Here is a 25,336-nt window from a genome sequence, read left to right on the forward strand (position 1 = left end):
GTCGTGATGACCCCTTACGACAACCGATGTGCAGCCGCGCGCGGCCGGCACACCGGCGCGCTCCGTGGATCTGCCGAGCGGCCTTCGCGGCGCCGCGACCGGGGGCGCGGGCAGCGCCGTGCGCATGAGCCTGCCGGATGGTCGCGCGCTGACCTGGACCCCGGGCGCGGATCCGCGCTTCGGGATGTTGTCGCCGTTCGCCAGGCTGGAGACGATCGCGACGCCGGGCGGAAGGACGATGTCGATCGCGCGGAGCCGCGCCGCGGACCTGGCGGACCCGGCGGACGCGCTGAGCTTTTCCTCGCTCGTGGACACGACGACGATCAACGGGCTGAGCTTCGTCGAGGTCTTCAGCAAGGCGACGCGCACGGTCACCCGCAGGACGCCGGCCGGCCGCGAGGTCACGACCACGCTCGACAACCGGGGGCGGCCGGTCAAGATCGAGGTCCCGGGGATCCTGCCGGTGGACCTGACGTACGACGCCCGCGGACGGCTCGAGACGACGGTGCAGGGCGAGCGCACGTCGCGGCGGTTCTACGGTCCGCGGGGCTACCTGGAGGGCGCGGTGGACCCGCTGCTCCAGACGACGGTGTTCGCTACCGATGCGGTCGGGCGCGTGCTCGCGGAGACCAGGCCGGACCTGCGCACCGTGAGCTTCGGCTGGGACGACGCGGGCAACCTGGAGTCGCTCGCGCCGCCCGGCCGGCCGACCCACCGGTTCGGCTTCACGCCGGTCGATCAGCTCGAGTCCTACACCCCGCCCGCCGTGCCGAGCGGGCCGGCGCCCACCGCGTGGGGCCGCGACGCCGACCGCAAGCTCGGCGCGATCACCAGGCCGGGCGGCGTCGTTGTGGACTTCGGATACGACGACGCCGGCAGGCGAACCAGCGCGACCTTCCCGGGAGGGGCGATCACCTGGAGCTACGACCCGGCCACGGGCAAGCTCGCGGGCGTGAGCGGCCCCGCGGGCGTCAGCGTCGCGTACGGCTACGACGGGCACCTGCTCACGGACGTCAGCTGGTCGGGCGCCGTCGCGGGCGCGGTCCACTGGACCCATGACGACGGCTTCCGCGTGCGCTCCGAGACCGTCAACGGCGCCTTCGCCGCGCATTTCGGGCACGACGACGACGGGCTGCTCACGGCCGCCGGGGCCCTGGTCCTGCGCCGCGATCCGCGCAACGGACGGCTCACCGGCACGGCGCTCGGCAGCGTGACCGAGATCGTGGAGTACAACGACTTCGGCGAGCTCAGGCGGCGCGAGGCGAAGCTCGGAGGCATCACCGCGCTGGTCGTCGAGGTCGTCGAGCGGGATGCGCTCGGCCGGATCGTCGAGCGGACCGAGACCATCCAGGGCGAGACCCGCGTGAACCGCTTTGGCTACGATCCCGCCAGCCGGCTGACCGACGTGTTCGAGGGCGGCGTCTTGGCGGCGCATTACGACCTCGACGAGAACGGAAACCGGCTCGGTAGGACCACCGCAACCGCGAGCGAGGTAGGCGCGTACGACGACCAGGACCGGCTGCTGAGCTACGGCACGAAGACGTACGCCTACCAGGACAGCGGCGAGATCCTGCGCCGATCCGACACCGCGACGGGGGAGACGACGCGGTTCGACCACAGCGCCCTGGGTCAGCTGCGCGGGGTGACCCTGCCGGGCGGCACGGTGATCGAGTACGTGCTGGATGGCCTGGGGCGGCGCGTTGGAAAGAAGGTCGACGGTACCCTCGTCAAGGGGTTCCTCTACGAGGGCGCGCTCAGGCCTGTCGCCGAGCTCGATGGGACCGGCGCCGTCGTGGCGCGGTTCATCTATGGCGAGCGCGTCAACGTGCCCGACGTGATGATCCGCGGCGGCGTGACGTACCGGCTCTTGACCGACGCGCTCGGCAGCGTGCGGCTCGTGATCGACGCGGCGGCGGGCACCGTGGCGCAGCGGATGGATTACGACGAGTTCGGCAGAGTCGTGCTCGACACGAGCCCGGGGTTCACGCCGTTCGGGTTCGCCGGAGGCCTCTACGACCCGGACACCGGGCTGGTGCGGTTCGGCGCGCGCGACTACGACCCCGAGGTCGGGCGCTGGACCGCGAAGGACCCGCTGCTGTTCGATGGCGGCGACACGAACCTGTACAACTACGCCCTCGGCGATCCGGTGAACCGGACCGACCCGGCCGGGAGGTCGGCCACCGCCCTGCCATGGAGAGAGATGGCCGTAGGGGCGGGCGCCGTCGCCGCGGCGTCGGCCGCCGTGGGCACCGGCATCGTCGGGCTCTGCATCCTGCTCGCGTTGACGCTCGAGAGTGACAGCGCGGACGACGAATGGTCCGACAATCCGGCCTGCAACGAGCAGTACAATCGCGATCGCGTAGTCTGTCGCCGAGCGAAGACTGCGGCTTGCTGGGCCTCCCAGGCGGAACGCCTTGCACACTGCAACAGAACCGGAATCACCGGATTTCCGCCGCTGAAACAATGAGTTCCGGTCTACGCCCCGAGGGAATGCAATGGCAACCCGGTTTGATATCATCGCCACACGCGTCATCGACGTTCTGGATGACACAGGGAAACCGTCGCGCCAGATACTTGTGCATATTGGCAGACCTTCACAGGAGCCCACCGGCGAGTGGTCGCTGCCATATCAGATAGTAGGGATCCGCAAAGACCGAATTTTTCGCGTGCTCGGCCTCGACGCTGTGCAGGCGTTGCAGCTTGCACACATTGTCATTGGCAGCGTGCTCGCGAGCTCGGACGAGGCAAAACAAGGCCGATTACGCTGGAATGGTCACACGGACCTCGGCTTCCCAGACTCCCTATCGTCGCCGCCTGAATGACAACGTGGACGATCCTGAGGTCGGGCGCTGGACCGCCAAGGCCCCGAGCTTCGTCGAGATCTTCAGCAAGGCGACGCGCATGGTCACCCGCAGGACGCCGGCCGGCCGCGAGGTCACGACCACGCTCGACAACCGGCGGCGGCTGGTCAAGATCGAGGTCCCGGGGATCCTGCCGGTGGACCTGACGTACGACGCCCGCGGCCGACCCACCAGGTCGGCTTCACGCCGGTCGATCAGATCGAGTCGTACACCCCGCCCGCCTCGCCAAGCGGGCCGGCGTCCACCGCGTGGGGCCGCGACATCGTCAACGGCGCCTTCGCCGCGCGCTTCGGGCGCTACGACGACGGGCTGCTCACGGCCGCCGCGGTCCTGGTCCTGAGCCGCGATCCGCGCAACGGACGGCTCACCGGCACGGCGCTCGGAACCGTCACCGAGACCGCGAAGATCAACGCCGCCCCGGCGATCCGAACCCTCCCCGGGCGTCCGGACCCTCCCGGGCCACCGTCACGACGCCGCCCGGGTGTCCGGAGCCCCCCGCGCCGCCGTCGCGACGCCGCTCGGGCATCTGGACCCTCCCGCGCCGTCGTCGCGATGCCACCCGTGAGGTCCCGACCTCCGCGGCGCCTCCACGGCAGCCCACGGCGGGGTAGCGACCTCTTCACTTGTAAGAGAGCAATCATTTTTTTTGGTCGGAACCTCCTCGCTGGCTGAAATTCATCCTCGGCGACAGGTCGTGTCCCCTCCTCGGCCTCGCTCACGAGCGCCGGCGCCGATCGCCACCTCCCCGGCACCTCCTCTTTACCCGGACGGGTTGGTCTCGCGCGTCACGCGCGACGCCTGCATCGCGCGTCTCCTGCATCACGCGGCGCTCGAAACCTGCGGTCCGCTTGACGGGCTCGGCCGTGGCGTCATCTCCTGGCCGGACACGCTTTACCCCGGACAAGGAGGTCTGTGCGATGTTGAAGCACCTGACGATTGAAGAGATGGTCGCGCTCATGGCCCCGTGGGTCGAGAACGCGCAAAGGAAGCGGCTCTTCCTCTCGATCCCGGAGATCGCCGGGCTGCACTCCAAGGTGGCCCGAGCCTACGAGTCCGTGCTCGCGGTGCGCCCGGCCAAGACCGGCCCGTCCGGCGCGATGAGCGCCCTGAACGAGGAGCTCGCGCGGACCGACGCGCGGCACGATCACCTCGCCAAGGCCGTGTGCTGGGGCATCGACGCGCACCGGGAGCATTGCCTCGGAGAAGACCCCCCGGACGCGGATCGCGCCGCGGCCTGCGATGACGTGCAGCCGAAGCTGTTCCCGAGCGGGCTCGCCATCGTCAAGGCCTCGCCGGCCGCCGAGGCGGGCAACACCGCGCGGATCGCCCGCCTCCTCGAGGAGGAGCCGTCGATCGGCGCCCTCCTGAAGGCGATCCCGGCGCCCGGCAAGACCACGCTGCTCCACACCACGCAGCGGTGGATCAAGGTGGGCAAGGAGCTCGCGGCGATCGAGCACCGGCGGGACGAGCTCGCCGCAAAGGAGAAGACAGCGCCCGTGACCCGGGCGACGATCGCCGCCGCGCGCAGCCAGTGGTTCCGGGTCGTCTCCGCGGTCCTCTCCAACCTGGAGCTCTCCGACGCGCCCGCCGAGGCGATCGAGACGATCCGCGGACCCGTGCTGAAAGCCTCGGAGCGGGCCGGAAAACGGTACGCCGGCGGATCGACGGCCGAGGAGCCGAGCCCGGAGGCGCCGGCGGCGGAGGCGCTCGAAGAAGAAAGCGCCGAGGACGACGAGCCCGTGCGCTGAGCCGGCCCCCGCCGGCGCCGCACCCGCGCCGCCGCCATGACGGACGGCGCTAGACTCCCCCACACACCGGCTGCGCGCTGGCATGGCACAGGCAGGGTGTCTTGGCGCCGACGACGAGCCAGTCCTGACCTCACTTCACACAGCCAGGACTACCGGTTCTCCCTCTGGGCTTCTCTCCCCGCCGAGCACGCGAGCCGCTGCACCATCGCCGTCGTCCTCAGCACGCCTTCCCCAGCAGCGCCGGCGTCGCCTCGCGCCGCGCCGCCTCCCGGAGCGCGCGGCGCCGCCCACCGGGCGACCAGCGCCGCGCTCACGGCGGCCTCGCCGCGCCGCCTCGAGTCGGAGACCACGACGTGCAGCGCCTCGAGGCAGACGCGCTCCCGCCCCCACCTCACCTGCGCGAGGCCCTGATCCCCGAGCGCGATCGCCGGCAGCGCGCGGTGGTCGAGGCGCAGCGCGGCCGCGGGATCGATCGCCACGAGCGCGCGCCAGGCCCCTGTCATGGCGCGGCAGCGCGGATCGTTCGCCTCGGTCAACGTCGCCCAGGGCGCGAGCGCGACCACCTCGCCCACCGTGCCGGCGACGCGATCGAGCGGCGCGGCCCCCGCGGCCTCGGGGGCCCCGCCGTCGAGCACCAGCACGCCCGCCTCGCCGTCGTCGCGGAAGGCGAGCGTCATCGGCCTGCCGCGCAGCTCCTCGCGATCGAGCCCCACGACGCGCGCGGGCTGCCGGGGCTCCGGCGTGTGCTCCTCGAGGGCCGCGCGGCGCCCGAGGTCTCCGAGCACGAGCGCGCTGCTCGGACCGAGCAGCAGCCCCGAGGCCCCGCCGACGGCGCCGTCCGCGACGCCCCGGCGCGGCTCGAACGCCGGCAGCGCCCGCGCGCCCTGCGGGCGGAGCAGCAGCTCGGTCGCCTCGGTCAGCACGAGCAGCGCGACCTCGCCGCTCGCGGCGAGCAGCGGCACCGACGCGACGTGCTGGGCGCCGCGGCCGCCGCCGGGCGCGAGGTCGGTCGCGCCGAGCCGCAGCGCCTCGCCGCGCAGATCGAACGGGGGGCGAAACAGCACGCTGTGCGTCCGCCGCGCGACGCCCTTCGCCGGCGCCGCGTCGCCCGGGGGCGGCGTCGCTCCGTCGGGCTGCGTCGCCGCATCCAGCGCCGCCGCCTCGCGCGCTGGCCCCGCCGCCTCGCGCGCTGGCCCCGCCGCCTCGCGCGCGGGCCCCGCTGCGTCGGCGACGATCTCGATCGCCTCGCCGTAAACCGTCGCCGCGACCGCTCGGTCAGCGTCGAGCGCGGGCGCACCTCCCGGCAGCGGCGCCGGGAGGCCGACCGGCGCGCACGACAGCATCGGCAGCACTTCCGGCGGCTCCGGCGGCTCCGGCGGGCTGCCGACGCCGGTCGAGCACGCCGCCGCGGCCGCGCCCGGGGCGGCGCCCGCGCCCGGCGCCTCCGCCGCGTCGCACGTGGTGGAGACGGCCGGCGCGAGGTCGCCCGCGCCCCAGCCGAGCCGCACCGCGCCGGAGAGCGCGCAGCCGAGCGCCGAGCACGCGCCCTGGAACGACGACGGCGGCACCGGCGAGCGCCCGGCGGCGCGCCACGTGCGGCCGTGATCGAGCGTCTCGTAGAGCTCCGCGCCGCGCCCCACGAGCACGCCGTGATCGCCGGTCACCACCATCCCCGCCGGATCGGGCGGCAGCACGTGGGGCTCGACCGCGCCGTCCGCCGCGACCGTGACGCCCAGACTCGCCCGCCGGACCACGTCGGGCCACTCGACCGACGAGAGCCACGCGTCGACGCCCCCGTCGTCGCGCGCGCGCAGCCGCCGGTCGACGAGCACCGGCGCGCCGTCGCGCGACGGCGGCGTCCAGTACCAGCCGGGGACATCCCGCGCGATCCGCACGACCTTCGCGCCCCCCTCGTCGCGGACCCGCGAGGCGCCGGCAGGCGCGGGCAGCGCGTCGCGCTCGCCGCGCACGAGCGCGACCGCGTCGCCGTCCCGGCGCGGGGCCCAGCCGACGAGCACCTCCGCGCCCCCGAGCGACGCCGCGCGCTCGACCCAGGCGCCCGGACCGCGCCGGACGCAGATCCTCGGGTGGACGACGACCTCGCCGAAGCGACGGTCGCGCTCCTCGTCGCTCACGTAGCGCTCCTCCGCGCCGCAGCCGCCGACGAAGCCGACGGCGCCGCCGTCGTCGGCGACGAAGAAGCCCTCGTCGCTGAAGGCGCGCTCGATCCGGGGCGGCTCGCCGCGCTCGGAGCGCAGGACGAAGCTGCCGTGGCCCTCGTAGTCGTCCCACGCGCACAGGAAGAGCAACCCGTCCTCCGCGCGCGCGGGCGCGCAGGCGAGCCCGTCCGGGAGCCAGCCCGCGGAGCGCTCGCGCGCCGCGCCCGTGCGCGCGTCGATCCGCGCGGCGCCGCCCGGGAGCACGCCGAGCGCGGTCCCGTCCGGCAGGAGCGCGCCGGCGGAGACGGCCGCGGCGAGCAGCGCGAGATCCCGCGACGCGGCGGCCTCGCGCTCGCCGTCGCGCGCGCCCTCGACGTCGAGCTCGAACGCGCCGCCCGCGGACGGCGCGCGGACGTCGCCGTCGGGGCGCCCGAGCGAGCCGTCCGGCAGGACGGCCACCCGCCCGAGCGCCGTGTCGATCGAGAGCGCGTCCGGCGCGACGCCGAGGCCGCGCGCGGCGAGCCCGATCCGGCGGCCCACGTCGATCCACGTCGCGCCGCCGTCGACCGTGGTCGCGGCGCGGCCGAAGACGTCGAGGCGCGCCGCGCGCGCCGCGTCCAGCGCGGCGAGGTCGTGGACGGCCGGCGCCTCGAGCGCGCGGCCCCGGTCCTCGCCCGGCGGCAGCGCCCGCGGCCCCTGATCCGTGAAGATCACGACGTCCCGCAGGCCGTTGCGCGCGCCCCGCACGGCGCGCGCGCCGCCGCCGAGCGCCACCTCCGCGAGCGGCCCGGTGAAGTCGCGCGAGCGGAACGCCCGGCTCCGGGTCCAGTGCAGGTAGCCGCCGCCGAGGCGGGGCGCGATCGCGAGCGATCCGATCACCGGATCGCCGGCCGCCCACAGCTCGGCCTCCCAGGCTGCCGCGACGACGCGACCGTCGCCCGCGAGCTCGAGCCGCGCGCCCCCCGCGACGATGCGATCCTGGGCGGCCGCTGCCGGTCCGCCGTGGGTCACCCGGAAGGTGCCGTCCGCCGTCCCATGGAAGTAGCGGGCGCCCGCCCCCAGTGCGCCGGACGCGGCGGGCCCGGACGCGGCGGGGCCGGACTCGGCCGGGCCAGGCGCGTCCGGACCAGGCGCGCCGGAGGCCGAGCGTGCGCCCCCGGCCCCGTTCCTTCGCGCTCCGTCGCGCTCCGGGCTGGCCGCCGGCGCGAGCGCACAGGCGGCCACGGCCGCGGACGCCGTCAGAGCCGTGAGCAGACCGAGGGCGCGCGCGAGCATCGGGGAAGGCACGACGGTATCCTCTGCAGCGGCGCCGTCCAGCGCCGCCCGTGTCCACCCCTCGCCGCCCCACGAAAGAAGAGCTGCTCGCCGCCGCCGGAAAGACGGTGCCGGACGTCATCGCGCCCGACCTCGTCGTCCTGTTCTGCGGCATCAACCCTGGCCTCTACACGGCCGCCGTCGGCCACCACTTCGCCCGCCCCGGCAACCGGTTCTGGCCGGCGCTGCACGCCGGCGGCTTCACCGATCGCGTGCTCTCGCCGTCGGAGGAGCGCGATCTCCTGGCGCTCGGCTACGGGATCACCAACGTCGTGGACCGGGCGACCGCGTCCGCGGACGAGGTGTCGCCCGACGAGCTCGCCGCAGGCAAGCTGCGGCTCGAGGCCAAGGTGCGGCGCTACCGCCCGCGGTTCCTGGCCGTGCTCGGCCTCGTCGCCTACAGGATCGCGTTCGGGCGGCCCCGCGCCGCGCCCGGCCCGCAGCCGGAGGTGCTCGGGGCGACGCGGGTCTGGGTGCTGCCGAACCCGAGCGGGCTCAACGCCAGCTACCAGCCGCGCCACCTCGCGGCGATGTTCCGCGCGCTGCGCGAGGCGGTCGCCGTAACCGCCGGCTCGCCGTGAGCGCCGCAGACCACGAGCCCCGCTGTCCCGAGACGTGGTGGGTTATCTTCCCCGGTCGCGCGATATCCCTCCTGCGCTGACTCGGCACCTCTCACCAACCCAAGCTCAGCAGCCCTCGCCGCCGACAAGCGGTCTCCCTGAGAGGTCGCGCCGGCCCGCCCGCCGGCGCGCTCACTCCGGCGGCGCGTTCTCCTCCTCCTGAGGCACCTTCGCGCGCGCGCTGCGGGCGTCCTCCCGGAGCGCGGCGAGGCCCGGCGGGCCGATGACCGCGCGCGCGCCGCGCCCGCCCAGCGCGGTGAGCCACGAGAGCGGCGAGGGCGAGTCGGAAAGCCCCCGCGCCGTGGTGAGGAGGACTCCGCGCGTCGCGTACCGCGCACACCCCTCTTCGCACACCGGCAGCACCACGCTGAGCCCCCCGCCGCCTCGGCTCATGAGGGGGACCACGCGCACGTGCGCCGGGTCCGGGGCGACCATGACCTCGATCGCACGCTCGACCAGCTGGAGGACCGAGCCGGGAGACGTCTCGGGCGGCAGCGAAGGCGTCGCCGCGCGGTCGGTCGGCGCGGGGCGGCTCGGCGGCAGGGCGAAGAGCCCCGCCCCGTCCGCCGCGTTCGCCTCGCTCGCCGCCGAGAGCGCGAGCCCGCCGGCGAGCGCACCGACAAGTAACGCCAGGTTGGGTCCGAATCGCATGCCCTGATCCCTCGCCGACAGGTTCAGCAGGCCTCATGCCAGGCGCCGGGCCGGCCGCGCAGCCGGCGTCCGCGGCCCGCAGCGCGACCCCCGCGCGCGCCGCCCGGGCCCCCGCACGTGACAGATCACCACAGCGTGGCGACCGCGGTCCCCCCGCGCCGCGGACTGCGGGGAAGCTGGACAGTCGCGGCGGCGCTGGAAGCGCCGGAGCGCCAGTTTCGCTTGCCAGACGGTCCGGGCGCCGTTAACCGTCTTCGATATGCCCGAACACAAGCCAGCGCTGAGCCCTCACGCGGTGAAGGCCACGCAGCCTGGCGCCTCGCTCCCTTCCGCTCCCTCCGAGCCGGTCGCGAGCATTCTGCTCGTCGACGATCACCGCCCGAACCTGCTCGCCCTCGAGGCCGTGCTCGATCCGCTGCGCCAGCGGCTCGTCACCGCGCAATCGGGCGAGGAGGCGCTCGAGCGCCTCGCCCGCGAGGAGTTCGCGCTGATCCTCATGGACGTGAAGATGCGGGGTATCGACGGCTTCGAGACGGCCGCCCGCGTGAGGGGGCTCGATCAGGCCAGGCACACGCCGATTATCTTCATCTCCGGCCTGCCCGAGGACGAAGACCGGCTGTATCGCGGCTACGCCCAGGGCGCGGTCGACTACGTCGTCAAGCCGTTCAACCCCGACATCCTCCGCGCCAAGGTCGCGGTCTTCGTCGAGCTGCACCGCCGGGCCGAGCAGATCAAGCGCCAGGAGGCGGCGCTCCGCCAGCTCGAGCGCGAGGCGAGCGACGAGGTGTTCCGCCGCATCATGGACACGAGCATGATGGGCCTGCTCTTCAGCGACTACGAGGGGCGGGTGATCGAGGCGAACGACGCCTTCCTGTCGATGCTCGGCTACACCCGCGAGGATCTCAAGGCGGGGGTGCTCGCCTGGCAGCAGCTCTCCCCGCCGGAGTACGAGCACGTGCACCACGCCGCCATCCAGGAGCTCAGCGCCCAGGGCGTCACGCGGCAGTTCGAGAAGGAGTACATCCGCAAGGACGGCACGCGCGTGGCGGTCCTCGTCGGCTCGGCCCGCGTGGAGAAGCAGCGGCGCAACCTCACCTACGTGCTCGACATCAGCGAGCGGAAGCGCGCCGAGGCGAACGTCAGCCTGCTCGCGAGCGCGGGCGAGATCCTCTCGTCCTCGCTCGATTTCCGCGAGACGCTCGCGCAGCTCGCCCGGCTCGTCGTCCCGGTCCTCGCCGACTGGTGCGCGGTGGACATCCAGGCCCAGGACGGGGCCATCCAGCGCGTCGCGGTCCTGCACACCGACCCGCGCAAGGTCGAGCTCGTGCAGCAGATCGAGGAGCGGTACCCGGTCGATCCCGCCGCCTCGCGCGGCGTGCCGAACGTGCTCCGGACCGGCGAGACCGAGTGGACGCCCGAGATCACCGACGCCGTGCTCGTCGCGAGCACGCGCGACGAGGAGCACCTCCGGATGGCCCGCGAGCTCGGCCTCCGCTCGGCCGTCGTGGTGCCGCTGGCCGCGCGCGGGCGCGTGCTCGGCGCGATGACGCTCGTGCAGGCGGAGTCGGGCCGGCGCTACACGAAGGCCGACGTGCAGTTCGCCGAGGAGCTCGCCCGGCGCGCCGCGCTCAGCGTCGAGAACGCGCTGCTCTTCGAGCGCGAGGTCACCGTCCGCAAGGAGGTGGAGACGCTCGCGGAGGAGCTGAAGCACAGCGAGGCGCAGTTCCGGCTGCTCGCCGAGACGATGCCGCAGCTCGTGTGGACGAACCGCCCGGACGGCCACCACGAGTACTTCAACCAGCGCTGGTACGACTACACGGGGATGAGCCCCGAGGACACCGCGGGCGAGGGCTGGAGCCGCATGCTGCACCCCGAGGAGCACGAGCGGGCGATCGAGACGTGGCGGCAGGCGCTCCGCACCGGCGAGCCGTACGAGAGCCAGTGTCGGCTCCGGCGCGCCGACGGCGCCTACCGGTGGTTCATCGGCCGGGCGGTCGCCGCGCGCGACGGGTCGGGCCGCATCGTCCGGTGGTTCGGCACGTACACGGACATCGACGACCAGAAGCGCGCCGAGGAGGAGCGGCAGCGGCTCGTCCAGGCGCTCGAGCGCAGCAACAAGGAGCTCGACCAGTTCGCGTACGTCACGAGCCACGACCTCAAGGCGCCGCTGCGCGGCATCGCCAACCTGTCGCAGTGGATCGAGGAGGACCTGAACGACAAGATGACGGACGAGAGCCGGAAGCAGCTCGATCTGCTCCGCGGCCGCGTCCACCGGCTCGAGAACCTGATCGACGGCATCCTCAGCTACTCGCGCGCGGGTCGCATCCGCGAGAAGCCCGACGCGATCGACGTCGGCAAGCTGCTCCGGGAGATCGTCGAGCTGCTCGCGCCCCCGCCGGAGACGCGCGTGGAGATCGCGCCCGACATGCCCGTCGTCGTCACCGAGCGCACGCCGCTCCAGCAGACGTTCCTGAACCTCATCAGCAACGCGCTGAAGCACGCGGGCCGCGCCGACCCGGAGGTCCGGATCGGCGTCCGCGACGCCGGCCCGTACTGGGAGTTCTCGGTCTCCGACAACGGCTCGGGCATCGCGCCCGAGTACCACGACCGCATCTGGGGCATCTTCCAGACGCTGAAGGCGCGCGACAAGGTCGAGGGCACCGGCATCGGCCTGTCGGTCGTGCAGAAGATCGTGCAGAGCAAGGGCGCGCGCGCGTGGGTCGAGTCCGCCGTCGGCGCCGGCGCCACGTTCCGGTTCACCTGGCCGAAGATCGAGGCCCGCGAGCCCTCCGTGCCGGGTTGATCCTGCCGAGATCGCCGCGCCGCGCCGCGCCGCGGGGCCGTTGCGCCGCGACGCGGGCCCGGCACGAAGTTTGAACACACCCGAAGAACCCAGGTGGATTGAAACGAAGTGAGCGCCGGTGAGGGCGAGTCCGGGGGAGCGCTGCCCCTTTGCTCTTCTCGCGTCATGTCGCTCTCCATCGAGCCGTTCACCGCGAAAGGAGGGTGTTCGTGATGACAACGTTCAACCTGCCCAGGTTGTCCCTGGGCGCGCTTGTGCTTTCGCTCTTGTGCGCGTGCGCGTCGGCCCCGCCGCCCGAGCCGGCGCAGGCCGAGCCGCGGCTGCCGAACCCTGGCCCGGATGGGGTCTACAAGGTCGATTGGCCTGATCTGAGGGAGGGAGAGTTCCGGTACATCGGGCTGACCCTCGGGGCGGACCTCGCGGATGTCTGCCGCCTGCCGAAGACGAACTTCGCCTTCGACTCCGCCGAGCCGCTGCCGCAGGAGCACCAGGAGCTCCGGGCGGTCGTCGACTGCCTGCGCTCCTCGAACCTGAGCAACGCGAGGATAGAGCTCGTCGGCCGGGCCGATCCGCGCGGGACGGCGGCCTACAACCAACAGCTCGCGCAGCGTCGCGCCGACCGGGTGAAGGAGCTCCTCGTGAAGGAGGGGATCCCTGCGGAGCGCATCTCGACGCGCTCGACCGGCGCCGCCGAGGCGGTCGGCACGCAGCCGATGTACTCCTATGGCTACGATCGCAGGGTCGACGTCGTGCTGCTCGGCGTGGTCCACGCCCCGGGTCGAGGCCGCTAGCCCCCCGCCCCTCCTGCGCTGCGCGCGCCCGCGCGGGGCGTTTTTCCCTTCATCTCCCTCTTCCCCGCTCTTCCCCCGGCGCTCGCTCGTCCGGCCCTCTCCTCTTCCGTTGTCGACGGCGTCGCGCCCTGCGCTGGGCCTGCGTCCTGGCCGCGCGCGGCGTCGTGGGCTCGCGCCCGTGTGGCGCGCGGCATCACGCGCCCGAGGCGCGCCACGACAGCTGTGGCATTTCGTCACGGGCTCGCCACGGACGGCGCCCGCTGTGTCCGTGGCCTGCGGTCGTCCGGCGCGCTCTTCCGGTTGGTCCAGCGCATGCAATGTCTCCCGGCACGAACCGGTGGACGCCACGTCCGCCACCCAAGGAGACAAGGGCCATGACGAAACTGAATGATGCCGTGGGGACTGCGAAGGTTGTCTACGAGACCGCCAAGGACGGCGCGGGTGTCGCCGCCGTGGGCGCCAAGACGACGGCGCTGGACGTCGCGAAGGCGGTCGCCGGTGTCGCCGCGACGATCGGCGCGATCGGCTTCGACGACGTGCTCGGCTGGGTCGGGCTGGCGCGCAAGCGGAGCCCCTTCAGCACGCTCGCGATCCTGGGTGCCGGCATCGTGGTGGGCGCGGGCGTGGCCATGCTCCTCTCGCCGACCTCGGGCGAGGCCCTGCGCCGCGACATCCTGAACCGCCTTGACGGCATGAAGCGCCAGGCGGGCCGCGGTCTCGATCAGGCCGAGCGCAAGGTCCAGGAGAAGGTGAGCGGCGCGGTCGACGCGGTGAAGGGCGCGGGTTCTTCGTCGGAGGCGGCCCCTGGGAACTCGATGTACGGGCTCGAGGGTGGGCGCCAGGGCGGCGAGAGCGGTCATCACCTGAGCTGAGGCGCCGGCCGTGTGGCTAGAAGCCATCATCACGCGGGAGGATCTCGCCCAGATTCTGGGCGAGTTCCTTCCTGTCAAGATTCACCTCGACGATGACGACAAGACGGACCGCTGGCTCTACCTCGACAAGGCGACGGAGATCACCTTGCTCGAGGACATGGGCTTGCGCGTCAGCTGTCCTGCGGAGCTGAAGTGGTCCATCGCGGGGGTGAACCCCTCGATCAAGCTGGATCAGCTCAAGGTCCTCATTTCCCCTGAGATCATCGAGAGGAACAAGGGGAACGTCCTCGCGTTCAACGTGGAGCTCGAGGAGGCGGACATCCGCGGGATCCCTTCGCTCATCGATCACACGATCATGAAGGCGGTGAACGCGGCGCTCGCGAACAAGAAGCCGGAGTGGAACTTCACGAAGACGCTCACGAACACCGTGAAGCTGCCCTCCAACCTCGAGCCGATCGATGGGCTTCACATCGGGGTTGCTTGGGGCAAGCGGCGCATCAGTCAGGACGCGCTCGTGCTCGTGGTCTCCTTCAAGCTCAACTTCGTGCGCAACGACTGACTGACTGACTGACTGACTGGCTCACTCGTTCGGTTAATCACGGTCAGCCCTCCGCCCTTTCCACGGGGCCGCGCCTGCGGGCGGGGTCGCGCGGCGGGGGCGGGGGGCGCTGGCCATTCGGCAAGACTGGGACGAGGGAGCTTGCGCTGGGAACACCGCCCGGCATGTCTCCCTTCGGGCCTTGCCAGCTGAGGCGTTTCGTTGCGCGCCACACAAGGCGCGCCTGCAGCCTCGAGCCCCCTGAAGCCTTATGGTACCTCGGTCGGTGCTCGGCGCGCCCCCCGCCCCCGCCGCGCGACCCCGCCCGCAGGCGCTCCAGCGGTCAGGAGGGGCCGAGTCCAGCCAACGATAGCCTGCGCCACGTCGAACAACCCCCTTTCACTTTCAAGATGGGCCGCGGCCTCGTCGATTTGTGACGGCGGTAGGCCCGAGGAGGGGGTGGTCGTGGAGCGGGGCGGGGGATGGGCCGATGTCTGAGTGGAACGGCCATGAGCCTCCGGCGCAGCCGGAGGTTCATGGCTGTTCCACGAGTTCGGCGGGGCCCCCGCCCCGCTCCACGACCACCCCCTCCTCGGGCCGGGCTACCCGGCTTGTGGCACGAGGCCGACGCGCCCCAGCCTCCCCCCCCGACCACGCAGGAGGGCGCCGGCGATGTCCGAGTGCTTCACCAGGCCGAGGTAGCTCTCGCCGTTGAAGACGGCGACGACGGGCGTGTTCTTCTGCACCATCGTCCGGCCCACCTCGTCGAGCGAGACGTCGGCGGCCACCCGGGGCACGTCGCATCGCATGATCCAAGCGATGAACGAGCCCCCCTCCCCGGCCGCCAGCGCGCGCATCACGTCGGTGCGCGTCACGATGCCGATCACGCGATCCTCGTAGACGACCGGGAAGTCGGGCTCGTGGCTCGCGAGGACGCGGTGCGCAGCGTCGCTCACCAGCTCGCCAGGCCAGAGCTGGACGACCCTGCCCTCGAGCGGACGATGGTCGGGCGGGGCCTCCGACGGAGCCATCACCGCCTGCGCGGCGCTCCACTCGCGCCTCGCGCCCACGAAGAGGAGCGCCGACAGGACGCAGAGCAGCGCGTGGCCGCCGAACAGGCCGACGAAGAACAATACCGCCGCCATCGCCTGACCGAACGTCGCGGGCACCGACGTCGCGAGCCACGTGCCCGTGAGCGGCGAGAGCGCCTCGCGCAACACCCGGCCTCCCTCGAGCGGCAACGCGGGGATCAGGCCGAGCAGGGCAATGCCGAGGTTCGCGCTCGCGATCCAGACGAACGCGGTCTCGCGCGAGGGCGCCTCGACCGCCTCGAGCACGGAGATCCAGGGGAGCTCGCCCCCACCGTGCCGGGCGCCGACGATCATGAAGAACACCACCGCGAGGACGACGTTCGCCGCAAGAGCGACAAGGCCGCTCTGCGCGAGCCCCGCGCCGCGGCGCGAACGGCTCGCGACCGCGCCGAGCGGCGAGAGCATGACCTCGCTCAGCCGGAGACCGAGCCGCCTCGCCACCAGCCCTTGCACGAGCGCGTGGAGCGCCACACAGGCGAGCAACGCCGCGCCGAGCGCGCAGCCGAACAGCGCGCCGCTCCCCCCGTGCCGCGCCCCCCACTGGAGCGCGCCAAGAGGAATGAGCAGGCCGAACGCCGCGTGCGCAACCACCTCGATACCGCCAATCCGCGTGACCTTGATGACCCAATTCATGGCGTGATGCTCCTGGATGCTCGCGCAGGCCCCTGGGCAGAGCGGTAGGAACAGGTCGAAGTGCCATCGCCCCCTCCCCCAGGGGCGCAGCGAGAACCTCGTCACGCGGTCGGCAGCTGACGGGAATTTTGCTGGATCTTTCTGTACTTGCTGCAAAACACATGCCGCTTTCCTGCTCCGGGGCCGGTGCGTCACGCACCCGCCCGCAGGCGGTCGCTGCGCGGGAAAGGCAAAGGCGCGGACCCGGCAAAGTGCCTGTCCGCGCCTCCCAAGGTGTCGCGACAGCGACGGGATGCGATCCACGTCACGGATCTCGCTGCGGGACGACGAGCGGTCCACCCAGCGCGCCCGCCGATTCGCGACATGCCGGGATGTCGCGGTGTGGCGTTTCGCTACGTAGCGGCCCGTCACCTCGCCACATCTGCAACGCCGTCGTTCGAACCGACCCGACGCGGCCCGCGGCCCGACGCCGGGCCGCGGCGCTCGTCGGCCTCGGTGAGCGGCGACGCCCGGGTGAAGCGCTCCTGCGGCAGGTACACTCCCTCCTCCAGCTCCCGGACCCAGCGGAGCATCTCCTCGCGCAGCCAGCAGCGCAGATCGAAGAGCTTGCCCGAATCGCTGGCGGACACGAGCAACCGCACCTCGATGGTGCGCTCCGTCACGTTCGTGACCTGGACGGCCTTCACGCGGCCGTCCCAGAGCTCGCTGTTCGGCAGGATGGACTCGAAGCGCTGGCGCACGGCGTCCACCGGCGTGCGGTAATCCACGTAGATCTCGACGGTGCCGAGCTTCTCCGAGCCGCCCTTCGTCCAGTTCTCGAACGACTGGTCGAGCAGCCGCGACGTCGGGAGGATGAGCCGGCGCTCGTCCCAGAGCTTCAACACCACGTGGGTGAGCCGGATCTCCTCGACGGTCCCGAACTCCTTGTCCACCACCACCTTGTCGCCGAGGTCGACGACGCGGGTGAACAGGATGTGGAGGCCCGACAGGATCGCCCCGACCGGCTTCTGCGCGGCGAGGCCCAGCACCACGCCCGCGATGCCGGCCGACGCGAGCAGCGAGACGCCGACGTTCCTCACCGACTCGAAGTTCAGGAGCACGAGCGCGCCCGTCACGACCACGATGATCACCCGCGCCACCCGCGAGAGCACGCGCGCCTGGGTCCGGAGCCCCCGGGACGACTCGCTCCCCTCGGCGAGGTGCCGCAGGGCGCGCGCGTCCAGCACGTCCGAGAGGATCCCCACGACGCGCATGAGGAACCAGGCCACGCCGCCGACGAACAGCGCCGAGAGGAGCGGCGCCACGTCCTTCACGAGCTCGTGCCCGAGCCGCGTCAGCCGGGCCAGGTTCGCCGTCAGGACGACCCCGAGACACAACGTCAGCGGGCCGATCGACGCGTCGAGCGTCTTCTCGTCCCACGGCGTCGACGTCCTCCGCACGATGGCGGAGCCGATGCTCCGGAAGACGGCCACGATGAGCCGGGCGACCCCGAGGCCGATCGGGATGCTCGCGGCGACGAGAAGCCACTGCCAGACGCCGCCGGTCGGCATTCCGAGCCGAGCGAGGAACGATTCGAGGGGGTAGTGCTGCATCAGGTCTGCTCCTTCAATCAGCGCCGCGCGCAGCGGCAGGCTGGAGCGCCCGGAAGCCGGGAACACCTCGCTGCGCACGCGCGAGCGCGGCAGGACGGTCCGTGACGCGATGTCCACCGGACTCATCCACCGTTTGTCGCGCCGCGGTACGGCACGCGCCGTGCCGCCCTCCACGCCCCCGGTCCTACCCGCCGGAGATCCGCAACAATTCGGGCTTGCTGACGAGGTCGCGCGACCCGCGTGGAGGCAACCTTGCCACGCTGCGACAATCCGCCACACGCGTGCACAGTTCCGCCTTGTACGTCCTACTCAACGGACCTCCCGCGGCGCGGCATGTGTCGTGCAATGATGCAATCCAGAGAGTCGAGCTCAGCTGAAAGTAACAGCAAAGGACCTCGTTTATGTCAGAGCGCAGATGCCAGGTCGATGACTTCACGCGGCTCACGGAGGAGACGGAGCGCCTCGCGAAGCATGTCGAGGACCTCCGCCTCCGGATCGCCGCGACCACCGCCAAGCGGCGGGCATCCTCCGGCATGTTGCCAGCGCAGAGCGGCGCCGAGGCCCACCACGGCTCGCCGTCCGAGGTTCCGCCGCACAGCCCGGCAGAGCGGTCCCACAGCCCGGTGCCGGAGCGCTCCCACAGCGCGCCCCCGGAGCGGTCCCACAGCCCGGTGCCGGAGCGCTCCCACAGCGCGCCCCCGGAGCGGTCCCACAGCCCGGTGCCGGAGCGCTCCCACAGCGCGCCCCCGGAGCGGTCCCACAGCCCGGTGCCGGAGCGGTCACACGTCTCGGAGCGGCCTCAGGGCGCACCGGCGGAACGGCCTCACGGCGCTGAGCGGCCTCACCAACACGCCACACCCCCCACCGAGCGCCCGTCGTGCCTCGCCAACGTGTCGCGGTGGCTGCCGCCGATCAGGCCTGCACGGGAGGTCACGGAGTCCGGGATCCACGAGAAGCTCTCGTCGGAGGCCGGGCGCTACTGTATCGTCTCGCCGCGAAAGAGGCCGAGAGCGGTCCCGCGCCCCCCGAAGACCGACGTGGCCTGACACGGCACACCGCGCGCACGCGCTGCGCCTCGCGCACGTGTTGCGCCCCGCGCGCCCCGCGATCACCTCCATCAGGCCGGCCTCGAGGGCCCACCGCCGCAGCACACGAAGGTCGCCCCGTGGGCTGCGCGCGACGCGTCATGCCGCGGGGCGCGCGGCCGCGGCGCTTGCCCGGCTGCGCGCCTGCGTAGTATACGAACGCATGCTACCGCGCGGTGCGTGCGGACGCGCATGGCCACCGTGCCCGAGAGCCAACCCATCGATGGGACCCGGCGGAATCTTTTCAGTCGGGCAGCGGGCGCCTCGCCCCTCCAGCCCGCGGCAGCCCGCGCCGATCGACGCCTCCGCCCTCAAGGCGAGACGGCCTCTCGTCGCGTGGTCCTCTCGATACCTCGCCATGGGAGCAGGGCGCCCACGGGGTGCGCCTGGATACCTGGCCAGACCGACGACCGCGCGCCGGGGCACCGCCATGCCCGGCGCGCGCCCTCATTTCCTCCAACAGATCGACCCGATCGACCCCGCCGGGCAGGACGGGTCAGGAGAACAGCCGCATGGAGCAGCGAAGCGACCTCGACAAGACGTCCCGCAAGGCGAGGGCTGTCAACGGCAAGAGCAAGAAGGGCGCTCCTGAACAGAGGTCGCACGGCGCCGTCCGGGCGAAGAGGGCCCCCTCGGCCGACGGGGCGCGGGCCGCGCCGCACGTCGTCGAGGGCGACGCGCTCGACCGACGCCAGCTGCTGCTCGCGCTGACCGCGCTCAAGAAGGGCGACTTCTCGGTGCGGCTGCCCCTCGACTGGGCCGGGCTCGACGGGAAGATCGCGGACACCTTCAACGACGTCGTCGAGCTCAACGACAAGCTGGCCAAGGAGCTCCACCGCCTGAGCCGCGTGGTGGGCAAGGAGGGCAAGCTCTCGCAGCGCGCCTTCATCGGCGAGGTGAGCGGCTCGTGGGCCGACCAGATCGCGTGCATGAACGCGCTGATCGGCGATCTCGTGCACCCGACCGCCGAGACGGCGCGTGTCATCGGGGCCGTCGCCAAGGGTGACCTCTCGCAGATGATGGCCCTCGAGGTCGACGGCAGGCCGCTCGACGGCGAGTTCCTGCGGACCGCCAAGACGGTGAACACCATGGTCGAGCAGCTCGGCTCCTTCGCCTCCGAGGTCACCCGCGTCGCCCGCGAGGTCGGCACCGAGGGCAAGCTCGGCGGACAGGCCGACGTCCGCGGCGTCGCAGGCACCTGGAAGGACCTCACCGACTCCGTCAACTCGATGGCCGGCAACCTCACCGCCCAGGTGCGCAACATCGCCGCCGTCACCACCGCCGTCGCCACGGGCGACCTGTCCAAGAAGATCACCGTCGACGTCAAGGGCGAGATCCTCGAGCTCAAGGACACCATCAACACGATGGTCGATCAGCTCCGCTCCTTCGCCTCCGAGGTGACGCGCGTCGCCCGCGAGGTCGGCACCGAGGGCAAGCTCGGCGGGCAGGCCGACGTCCGCGGCGTCGCAGGCACCTGGAAGGACCTCACCGACTCCGTCAACTCGATGGCCGGCAACCTCACCTCGCAGGTGCGCAACATCGCCGCCGTCACCACCGCCGTCGCCAACGGCGACCTCTCCAAGAAGATCACCGTCGACGTCAAGGGCGAGATCCTCGAGCTCAAGAACACCATCAACACGATGGTCGATCAGCTCAACTCCTTCGCCTCCGAGGTCACCCGCGTCGCACGCGAGGTCGGCACCGAGGGCAAGCTCGGCGGACAGGCCGACGTCCGCGGCGTCGCGGGCACCTGGAAGGACCTCACCGACTCCGTCAACTCGATGGCGTCGAACCTGACGGCCCAGGTGCGCAACATCGCGACCGTCACCACCGCCGTCGCGAAAGGGGACCTCTCCAAGAAGATCACCGTCGACGTCAAGGGCGAGATCCTCGAGCTCAAGAACACCATCAACACGATGGTCGATCAGCTGAGCTCGCTCGCGGCCGAGGTGACGCGCGTCGCCCGCGAGGTCGGCACCGAGGGCAAGCTCGGCGGACAGGCCGACGTCCGCGGCGTCGCAGGCACCTGGAAGGACCTCACCGACTCCGTCAACTCGATGGCCGGCAACCTCACCGCCCAGGTGCGCAACATCGCCGCCGTCACCACCGCCGTCGCCACGGGCGACCTCTCCAAAAAGATCACCGTCGACGTCAAGGGCGAGATCCTCGAGCTCAAGAACACCATCAACACGATGGTCGATCAGCTCAACTCCTTCGCCTCCGAGGTCACCCGCGTCGCGCGCGAGGTCGGCACCGAGGGCAAGCTCGGCGGACAGGCCGACGTCCGCGGCGTCGCAGGCACCTGGAAGGACCTCACCGACTCCGTCAACTCGATGGCCGGCAACCTCACCGCCCAGGTGCGCAACATCGCCGCCGTCACCACCGCCGTCGCCACGGGAGACCTGTCCAAGAAGATCACCGTCGACGTCAAGGGCGAGATCCTCGAGCTCAAGAACACCATCAACACGATGGTCGATCAGCTGAGCGCCTTCGCGGCCCAGGTGACGCGCGTCGCGCGCGAGGTCGGCACCGAGGGCAAGCTCGGCGGGCAGGCGGAGGTGACCGGCGTCGCGGGCACCTGGAAGGACCTCACCGACTCCGTCAACTCGATGGCCGGCAACCTCACCGCCCAGGTGCGCAACATCGCCGCCGTCACCACCGCCGTCGCCAACGGCGATCTCTCCAAGAAGATCACCGTCGATGTCCGCGGCGAGATCCTCGAGCTCAAGGACACCATCAACACGATGGTCGATCAGCTCCGCTCCTTCGCCTCCGAGGTGACGCGCGTCGCCCGCGAGGTCGGCACCGAGGGCAAGCTCGGCGGGCAGGCCGACGTCCGCGGCGTCGCAGGCACCTGGAAGGACCTCACCGACTCCGTCAACTCGATGGCCGGCAACCTCACCTCGCAGGTGCGCAACATCGCCGCCGTCACCACCGCCGTCGCCAACGGCGACCTCTCCAAGAAGATCACCGTCGACGTCAAGGGCGAGATCCTCGAGCTCAAGAACACCATCAACACGATGGTCGATCAGCTCAACTCCTTCGCCTCCGAGGTCACCCGCGTCGCACGCGAGGTCGGCACGGAGGGCAAGCTCGGCGGACAGGCCGACGTCCGCGGCGTCGCAGGCACCTGGAAGGACCTCACCGACAACGTGAACTCGATGGCGGGCAACCTGACCAACCAGGTCCGCGGCATCGCCAAGGTCGTGACCGCGGTCGCCAACGGCGATCTCAAGCGCAAGCTCGTCGTCGACGCGAAGGGCGAGATCGCGGCGCTCGCCGACACGATCAACGGCATGATCGAGACGCTCGCGACGTTCGCGGATCAGGTGACCACGGTGGCGCGCGAGGTCGGCGTCGAGGGCAAGCTCGGCGGGCAGGCGAGCGTCCCCGGCGCGGCCGGCACGTGGAAGGACCTCACCGACAACGTGAACCAGCTCGCGGCGAACCTCACGACCCAGGTGCGCGCGATCGCCGAGGTCGCCACCGCCGTGACCAAGGGCGACCTCACCCGGTCGATCAAGGTCGAGGCGCAGGGCGAGGTCGCGGCGCTGAAGGACAACATCAATGAGATGATCCGGAACCTCAAGGACACGACGCTGAAGAACAGCGAGCAGGACTGGCTCAAGAGCAACCTCGCCAAGTTCTCGCGCATGCTCCAGGGGCAGAAGGATCTGCTCACCGTCGGCCGGCTCATCCTCTCCGAGCTCGCCCCCGTCGTGACGGCGCAGCAGGGCGTCTTCTACATCATGGACTCGTCCCGGGAAGAGCCCGTCCTGAAGCTGCTCGCGAGCTACGCGTTCAAGCAGCGCAAGCACGTGGACAACCAGTTCAAGCTGGGCGAGGGGCTCGTCGGCCAGTGCGCGCTCGAGAAGGAGAAGATCCTCCTCGTCAGCGCGCCGCCCGACTACATCATGATCACGAGCGGCCTCGGCGAGGCGCCCCCGGTCAACATCATCGTCATGCCCGTGCTCTTCGAGGGGCAGGTGAAGGCCGTGATCGAGCTCGCGTCCCTCGAGCGCTTCAGCCCGACGCACCAGGCGTTCCTCGATCAGCTCACCGAGTCGATCGGCATCGTGGTCAACACGATCGAGGCGAACATGCGCACCGAGGACCTGCTCAAGCAGTCCCAGTCGCTCGCGCGCGAGCTCCAGAGCCAGCAGGAGGAGCTCCAGGAGACGAACGCCGCGCTCGGCGAGAAGGCGCGGCTGCTCGCCGAGCAGAACGTCGAGGTCGAGCGGAAGAACCGCGAGGTCGAGCAGGCGCGCCAGGCGCTCGAGGAGAAGGCGCGGCAGCTCGCCCTCACCTCCAAGTACAAGTCGGAGTTCATGGCCAACATGTCCCATGAGCTCAGGACGCCGCTGAACAGCCTGCTCATCCTGTCGGACCAGCTCTCCAGGAACAACGACCAGAACCTCACGGCGCGTCAGGTCGAGTTCGCGAAGACGATCCACGCCTCGGGGACCGATCTGCTGGCGCTCATCAACGACATCCTCGACCTCTCCAAGATCGAGTCGGGCACCGTGGTCGTCGACGTGGGCGAGATCAGCTTCAAGGATCTCTCGGATTACGTCCAGCGGACGTTCCGGCACGTCGCCGAGGCGAAGAAGCTGGAGTTCGAGCTCGCCTTCGCGCCGGAGCTGCCGCCGTCGATCCTCACCGACGCGAAGCGGCTTCAGCAGGTGCTGAAGAACCTGCTCTCGAACGCCTTCAAGTTCACCGAGCGCGGCAAGGTGGTGCTCGAGGTGACGGTCGCCCGCGAAGGGTGGAGCCCTGAGAACGAAGTGCTCAGCCGGACCGACATGGTGATCGCGCTGTCCGTGCACGATACGGGCATCGGGATCGCGCCGGACAAACAGCAGATCATCTTCGAGGCGTTCCAGCAGGCGGACGGGAGCACGAGCCGCAAGTACGGCGGCACCGGGCTCGGGCTCGCGATCAGCCGCGAGATCGCGCGTATGCTCGGCGGCGATCTCGGGCTGATCAGCGTGCCGGGCCGCGGAAGCACGTTCACGCTCTACCTGCCGCGCACCTACCGGCCCGTGCGCGCGGTGGCGCGGCGGCAGCCGTCGAACGTCCTCGACGCCCCCACGCCGGTCGCCGAGGAGTCTGTCCACAGCAGCCGGCAGTCGGACCGCATGTCGGGGCTCGTGGACGTCCAGATCATCGACGACAGCGAGAACGTCCGCCCCGGCGACCGCACGCTCCTGATCGTGGAGAACGACACGATCTTCGCCCGCTTCCTCGTGGACGTCGCGCGGGAGCACGGCTTCAAGGCGGTCGTGGCGGTCCGAGGCGCGACCGCCCTCTCGCTCGTGCGGGAGCTCAAGCCGGTGGCGATCACGCTCGACATCAACCTGCCGGACATCGACGGGTGGCGCGTGCTCGACTGCCTGAAGCGCGATCTGGCGGCGCGGCACATCCCCGTCCAGGTGATCACGACGGAGACGGAGGAGGAGCGGTCACGCGCGCGGCGGATGGGCGCGATCGGGCTGCTCAACAAGCCCTTGAGCAGCAGGACGGCGCTCGACGACGCGTTCGCGCGGCTCGGCGCGCTGGTCGGCACGCAGCGGCGCCGGCTGCTCCTCGTCGAGCCGGAGGCGGGCGCGGGCGATCCCGTGGCCGATCTGCTCGGGGACGACGAGGTGACGATGTCCTGCGTGCGCACGGGCAAGGCGGCGCTCGATGTGGTCGAGCGCGAGCCGTTCGAGGCGGTCGTGCTCGGGCTGCGCCTGCCCGACATGCCGGGCTTCGATCTGATCGAGCACCTCGACCGCGCGGGGCGCTTCGCCGATCTGACCGCGATCGTGTACACGCCGGCCGACATCGCCGGGGACGACGAGGTGCAGATCGCCCGGCTGGCGCAGCGGCTGCCCGTGAAGCACGTCCAGTCGAGGGAGCGGCTCTTCGACGAGGTCGCGCTCGCGCTGCACCGCCGGGTGTCGGACCTGCCGGAGCCGAAGCGGCAGATCGTGGAGCAGCTCCACGAGTCGACCGCCGCGCTGTCCGGCAAGTGCGCGCTGATCGTCGACGACGATTTCCGCAACATCTATGCGCTGAAGACCGTCCTCGAGAGCCACGGGATGACCACCCTCGCCGCCGATACGGGCAGGGCCGCCATCGAGCGGCTGGAGAAGACGAGCGGGATCGACGTCGTCCTCATGGACATCATGATGCCGGAGATGGACGGATACGACACCATGCGCGCGATCCGCAAACGGTCCGCCTTCCAGACGCTGCCGATCATCGCCGTCACGGCGCGCGCGATGAAGGGCGACCGGGAGAAGTGCCTCGAGGCGGGCGCGACCGACTACATCTCGAAGCCGGTCGACACGGAGCAGCTGCTCGCGCTGCTCCGGATCTGGCTGCATCGCTGAGTCCGCCGGCGCCTCGCTGTTCGGGGCGTCGCGCGGCGCCCCGCCCCTGCCCCTCACCACGGTTCGTCTGGGTCGCACCGATGCCTCAGTGTGGCGTCTCTGCACCGGTGCGTGCGCGGACCGTCCCCAGCCGACAGACAGGATCCCTGCGGAAACGTGGCACTTCGGCGTGGCACGCGGCCTGCTAAACCCTCCCGGTTG

Annotated in this window: 13 protein-coding genes; 9 read left to right on the forward strand and 4 right to left on the reverse strand. The window is 71.6% G+C overall.

Annotated features, from left to right (window positions below):
• Positions 1 to 64 precede the first annotated feature (64 nt).
• The 3 genes from WMF43_RS29515 to WMF43_RS29525 all read left to right on the forward strand — a co-directional run bounded on the left by WMF43_RS29515 (position 65) and on the right by WMF43_RS29525 (position 4,609).
• Entirely contained in the window at positions 65 to 2,467 is a 2,403-nt protein-coding gene (locus WMF43_RS29515; RefSeq protein WP_437669669.1) for an RHS repeat domain-containing protein, read from the forward strand.
• A gap of 28 nt (positions 2,468 to 2,495) precedes the next feature.
• The gene (locus WMF43_RS29520) at positions 2,496 to 2,822 is read left to right on the forward strand and encodes a DUF6968 family protein (protein WP_437669671.1); all 327 of its coding nucleotides are present in this window, start codon (positions 2,496 to 2,498) and stop codon (positions 2,820 to 2,822) included.
• A 956-nt stretch (positions 2,823 to 3,778) separates the two neighbouring features.
• On the forward strand, positions 3,779 to 4,609 hold the full coding sequence (locus WMF43_RS29525) for a hypothetical protein (RefSeq protein WP_437669673.1): 831 nt from the start codon (positions 3,779 to 3,781) through the stop codon (positions 4,607 to 4,609).
• A gap of 149 nt (positions 4,610 to 4,758) precedes the next feature.
• On the opposite strand, the gene WMF43_RS29530 is transcribed toward WMF43_RS29525, so the two are convergent.
• Positions 4,759 to 8,055: a hypothetical protein gene (locus WMF43_RS29530; RefSeq protein ID WP_437669675.1), complete on the reverse strand. Its 3,297-nt coding sequence runs from the start codon at positions 8,053 to 8,055 to the stop codon at positions 4,759 to 4,761.
• Between the two features lie 38 nt (positions 8,056 to 8,093).
• Here WMF43_RS29530 and mug point away from each other — a divergent pair, with 38 nt between their 5' ends.
• Entirely contained in the window at positions 8,094 to 8,663 is a 570-nt protein-coding gene (mug, locus tag WMF43_RS29535) for a G/U mismatch-specific DNA glycosylase (RefSeq protein ID WP_437669676.1), read from the forward strand.
• A 171-nt stretch (positions 8,664 to 8,834) separates the two neighbouring features.
• Here mug and WMF43_RS29540 read toward each other — a convergent pair whose 3' ends face one another.
• The gene (locus WMF43_RS29540) at positions 8,835 to 9,353 is read right to left on the reverse strand and encodes a hypothetical protein (RefSeq protein WP_437669678.1); all 519 of its coding nucleotides are present in this window, start codon (positions 9,351 to 9,353) and stop codon (positions 8,835 to 8,837) included.
• A gap of 259 nt (positions 9,354 to 9,612) precedes the next feature.
• On the opposite strand from WMF43_RS29540, the gene WMF43_RS29545 reads away from it, so the two are divergent.
• From WMF43_RS29545 to WMF43_RS29560, 4 genes are all read left to right on the forward strand, one after another.
• Complete coding sequence (locus WMF43_RS29545; protein ID WP_437669680.1) at positions 9,613 to 12,156, forward strand: PAS domain S-box protein; 2,544 nt, start codon at positions 9,613 to 9,615, stop codon at positions 12,154 to 12,156.
• Positions 12,157 to 12,368: 212 nt separating this feature from the next.
• Positions 12,369 to 12,947, forward strand: coding sequence for an OmpA family protein (locus WMF43_RS29550; RefSeq protein WP_437684116.1), 579 nt, complete (start codon positions 12,369 to 12,371; stop codon positions 12,945 to 12,947).
• 374 nt (positions 12,948 to 13,321) lie between these two features.
• Positions 13,322 to 13,819 (forward strand): YtxH domain-containing protein, encoded by a 498-nt coding sequence (locus tag WMF43_RS29555; RefSeq protein ID WP_437669682.1) that lies wholly within the window; start codon positions 13,322 to 13,324, stop codon positions 13,817 to 13,819.
• Positions 13,820 to 13,829: 10 nt separating this feature from the next.
• Positions 13,830 to 14,378: a hypothetical protein gene (locus WMF43_RS29560; protein WP_437669684.1), complete on the forward strand. Its 549-nt coding sequence runs from the start codon at positions 13,830 to 13,832 to the stop codon at positions 14,376 to 14,378.
• A gap of 581 nt (positions 14,379 to 14,959) precedes the next feature.
• Here WMF43_RS29560 and WMF43_RS29565 read toward each other — a convergent pair.
• Together WMF43_RS29565 and WMF43_RS29570 are read right to left on the reverse strand one after the other, a co-directional pair.
• Complete coding sequence (locus tag WMF43_RS29565; protein WP_437669686.1) at positions 14,960 to 16,081, reverse strand: CBS domain-containing protein; 1,122 nt, start codon at positions 16,079 to 16,081, stop codon at positions 14,960 to 14,962.
• Positions 16,082 to 16,488: 407 nt separating this feature from the next.
• Entirely contained in the window at positions 16,489 to 17,799 is a 1,311-nt protein-coding gene (locus WMF43_RS29570; protein ID WP_437669688.1) for a mechanosensitive ion channel domain-containing protein, read from the reverse strand.
• Between the two features lie 1,471 nt (positions 17,800 to 19,270).
• On the opposite strand from WMF43_RS29570, the gene WMF43_RS29575 reads away from it, so the two are divergent.
• Positions 19,271 to 25,135 (forward strand): HAMP domain-containing protein, encoded by a 5,865-nt coding sequence (locus WMF43_RS29575; RefSeq protein WP_437669690.1) that lies wholly within the window; start codon positions 19,271 to 19,273, stop codon positions 25,133 to 25,135.
• The last annotated feature ends 201 nt before the right edge of the window (positions 25,136 to 25,336 follow it).

This window comes from Sorangium sp. So ce131 (genome assembly GCF_051519095.1).
GTDB lineage: Bacteria > Myxococcota_A > Polyangia > Polyangiales > Polyangiaceae > Sorangium.